Below are 4168 nucleotides of genomic sequence, written 5' to 3' on the forward strand. Positions count from 1 at the left end.
CGAGATTCGAGATTCGAGAAAATTAGAAAGGTTGACGTGAAAGCGTCAACCTTTTTTTTGTCTGGAGGTTTGTTTACTCGATTATTTAAGCGATTAGCTAACCTACACAGCAAGAGATCTCCTATTACGCTCATTCGTCGCTCTAGGAGATGACGAGAATAGGTGTAGTGAATCCAAGACAACATCAATGATGCGCCATCAAACCACACCAAATCGTTATCCCTCTTCTCACCATCATTCCCTACAGTGAGGGACGAACGTGATAGGAAATCTGCTTATTGAGAACGTAAGCCCTAGCCACATTCAAACTCCGACCTTATACTCATGTAAAACAATTAATTGGAAAGATCATGAGCTTTGAACTTCACCCGCAACTTGCGAAAGACACCACACTTATCGGCGAATTTCCACTGAGCTTAGCTCTGTTACACAAAGACAACGCAGTGCCTTGGGTTATCTTGGTACCAAAACGTGCCAACCTAAAAGAGTTTCACCACTTACCAATGAAAGAGCAACAGCAGTTCCTACATGAATCTCAGGCGGTAAGCCAAGCACTAGAAGCAACGTTCCAACCAGACAAATTGAACCTTGGTGCGCTGGGTAATATGGTGCCACAACTGCACATCCACCATATTGCACGCTTCAAAGACGACATTGCTTGGCCCGGCCCAGTATGGGGTAATACAAAAGGCGAACAGCGCAGTGAAGAAGATCAAGCCGCTATCCTGACTCGTATCCAAAACGTTCTGTCACTGAGCTCTATCTTCAAGAAAGCATAATTCGAGTTCATCTCATTGAGCTTTAAAGCAAAACACTTCAGAAAAGACACATAACAAAAAGCCGCTCATCTTAGATAAGCGGCTTTGTCATTTTCTAATCTCGCCTTTTTCAACGAGAGTCTGAAGACCGAACTACATCATCACGTTAAGCGACAAACCATCTTGTTTGCTGATGGTGTAGCGAATACGCGTTGTATGACCATGCTTATTCGTATCGACCAAGCGAGAAACTTTCCCTTTCTTGACCCAAACACTCAGCATCGCATCGACGCCATCTTCACTCATGCCAAACTTTGCAGCGAGCTCTTTACGAGCCGCAACGCCGTGGCTATCAATGTATTGATGAAGTTCAGTTAAAATCATACTACTTGCACCTCTAGTGCTTTCTGCTTACTGCCCACTTTCTTGAAGACGCGATACGTCACCACAAAACCACCAGCAATCGCCACCATCCATACTGCACTTGTCACAGGATGCGCAGCAAAGTTTGCCGCTTGGTAGTAGAAAGTCGCACCAAAGTAACCAAGAGCCATCGTCCAAACCGCGATGAAGCGTGCAAACGTCTGACCAAATTCACGAACATAAGCACCCATCGCGGCCACACAAGGCGTGTAAAGCAGGATAAGAATCAAGTAAGCGAATGCCGCATGACCAGATACAAACTTGTCTTTCAAGTTACCAAAGATAGAGGTATCGACTTCTTGGTCAGCTGCTACAGAATTAGAGTCAGACAAGTCGCCAACTTCAATACCTAATGGATCTGAGTAGCTCAATCCGGCTAGGTTTTCAGGGATCGTCATTACCGCTTCTTGCAGGCTTGCTGCTAAGTCAAACTCAGCTGCTTCTTCATCAGAAGGCGTTGTATATAGGCTATTTAATGTACCAACAACGGCTTCTTTAGCGAAAATACCTGTGATGATACCAACCGTTGCAGGCCAGTTCTCTTCAGTAATACCAATTGGTTGGAATACAGGTGTTACAACTTGAGCTGCTCTAGACAGTACTGAGTTTTCGCTATCTTCGTTACCAAAGCTGCCGTCCATACCTAGAGAGTTTAGGAAGCTAAGAATAGCCACAACCATCACGATTGTTTTACCTGCACCAAGTACGAAACGCTTCAGCTTCTGCCAAGTTTTCAACATTACGTTTTGCACTGTCGGCAATTCGTAATCTGGCATTTCCATCACTAAGCTATCACTGCTACCTGGGTAGATCGTGTTTTTCAGGAACAAACCCGTAAATACAGAAGCAACGATACCCATGATGTACAGAGCGAATACTACGTTTTGTCCTGCACCTGGGAAGAACGCCGCCGCGAACAGTGCGTATACCGGTAAACGAGCACCACATGACATAAACGGCGCCATTGATGCTGCTAGTTTACGTTCGCGCTCTTGGTCAAGAGTACGAGTTGCCATGATTGAAGGCACGTTACAACCAAAGCCCAGTACAAGTGGGACAAATGCTTTACCCGGTAAACCAATCTTCTGCATCACTTTATCAAGTACAAATGCAGCACGAGCCATGTAGCCTGAGCTTTCTAGTACCGCTAAGAATAGGTAAAGCGCTGCGATAACAGGAATAAAGGTCGCAACCGTTTGGATACCGCCGCCAATACCATCAGCAAGTACAGTGACTAACCAAACTGGTAAATGGCCATCTAATAAGTGGTGTCCACCATCAACTAATATTGCTCCAACACCAATATCGAAGAAGTCGATAAACGCACTACCGATATTGATAGAGAACATGAACATTAGGTACATGATAACGAAGAAGAAAGGAATACCGACCCATTTGTTCAAAATGAATTGGTCTGCTTTCTCTGTAAAGTTACGGCTTAGTTTGCCTTCGCTGCGACGAACACGTTTACAAAGGTCATGTAAGAAAGTGTATTTAGCGTCAGCAACAGCAAGGTCAATATCGAAATCGGCACCAAGACGCACGCTATCAATTTGAGTGCGAGTTTGTGGGGCTAAACCATTCAATACCAAGTAATCATTTTCTAAAGCACGAATCGCTAGCGCTCGGTGAGATACGTCAGCATCATCAAATTGTGACTCAACAGAAGGGATAAGAGCTTCTAACGCGGCATCGTAATCAATAGAGATAGGGTCAAGGCTCACACCTTGAACAAGCAGTTTATGCAGACGCTCTTTAAAGCGAACCACTTGACCTTTATCGTTTGCAGACAAGCTTAGAACTGGGCAACCTAGCTCTTTCTCTAGTGCTTTAAGGTTAATCACCTGACGTTCGCGCTTTAATACATCCATTTTGTTCAACACAACGATCATTGGGCGACCCAACTCACGCAGCTGTAATGTCATATATAAGCTTCGTTCTAGACAGCTAGCGTCGACAACATTGATGATCACATCTGCTGGGTGAGTTAAAACAGCGCGAGACGCGATAGACTCATCGATGCTGTTCGCATCATTACCACTGTCTAGTGCGTAGATACCCGGTAAATCCGTTAGTTGAAACTGATCACCAGCTTGCGAGTATAAACCCGTCTTCTTTTCAACAGTGACACCAACCCAGTTACCAACGTGCTGCTTAGCACCAGTCAGTGCGTTGAACAGTGTTGTTTTACCACTATTCGGGTTACCAACGGTAAGAACTTGATAATCCATTTAGATAACCTCGATTTGTTCTGCAATGCTTTCACGAATGGCGATAGAAACACCTCTCACTTCAACTTGAAGCGGATCACCCATAGGTGCACGGCGGATAAGCGTCACCTCGGTTTTTGGCAACATACCCATGACCATAAGTTTCTTCCTTACGTCTGGTGTTAAACCTGTTAGTGCAACAATAGAAGCCGCCTTTCCTTGCTCTAATTGTGAGAGTTTCATAAGTACCCAATTCGTGACTGATAATGAGAAAGATTGTTATTAACGCCATGATACACATACATGCCCACAATTCTATTGTGTGAAATCAATGTTTTCGAAAATACATACTCGTAAGTTTCGTTAAAAACGTTTACGTCAAAAACGTTACTTTCAACAACTAGCGAGAACTACCTCACTAGTACAAACCCTCCCAAACAAAAACAAATCATTAATTATCAATCACTTGAGACAATGTCGGATTTCTCATAGGTATCTGTCGTTAATTTTATAAGTAAAATAAGTAGCTGGACGTATAGTTACTCCATCGAAGAGAAACTACTTCTCTTTAATTTTATTCCAGAGGTGATATGGCTTTGCTATATCACTCCGGCAGCAAGCGAAGGTGTCGTTGGCACCCGTGGTATAGTCCCCCCGGCTATGCCACGATATTTTTTTTCTTCCCTTTGTTTTATCCCAACAACCTTTTTAAACTCCCCATTTATCTCGTATCTCGTATCTCGTATCTCGTATCTCGTATCTCGTATCTCGTATCTC

The 4168-nt window shown here is 43.8% G+C and carries 4 protein-coding genes; 1 reads left to right on the top strand and 3 read right to left on the bottom strand.

The features are described 5' to 3' along the window. Positions 1-350 precede the first annotated feature (350 nt). Entirely contained in the window at positions 351-779 is a 429-nt protein-coding gene (locus AB4351_RS08430) for an HIT domain-containing protein (RefSeq protein WP_372125650.1), read from the top strand. 132 nt (positions 780-911) lie between these two features. Here AB4351_RS08430 and AB4351_RS08435 read toward each other — a convergent pair whose 3' ends face one another. From AB4351_RS08435 to AB4351_RS08445, 3 genes are read right to left on the bottom strand one after another with little or no spacing between them, the layout of a single operon-like run. After that, positions 912-1142, bottom strand: coding sequence for a FeoC-like transcriptional regulator (locus AB4351_RS08435; protein WP_017061938.1), 231 nt, complete (start codon positions 1140-1142; stop codon positions 912-914). After that, a complete protein-coding gene (feoB, locus tag AB4351_RS08440; RefSeq protein ID WP_372125652.1) occupies positions 1139-3412 on the bottom strand; it encodes a Fe(2+) transporter permease subunit FeoB in 2274 nt (757 codons plus the stop codon). Before feoB ends, AB4351_RS08435 begins: the two co-directional genes overlap by 4 nt. Continuing rightward, on the bottom strand, positions 3413-3634 hold the full coding sequence (locus AB4351_RS08445) for a FeoA family protein (protein ID WP_004734203.1): 222 nt from the start codon (positions 3632-3634) through the stop codon (positions 3413-3415). Positions 3635-4168: the final 534 nt, after the last annotated feature.

The sequence above is a fragment of the Vibrio sp. 10N.261.51.F11 genome, assembly GCF_041471665.1.
Taxonomy (GTDB): domain Bacteria; phylum Pseudomonadota; class Gammaproteobacteria; order Enterobacterales; family Vibrionaceae; genus Vibrio; species Vibrio crassostreae_C.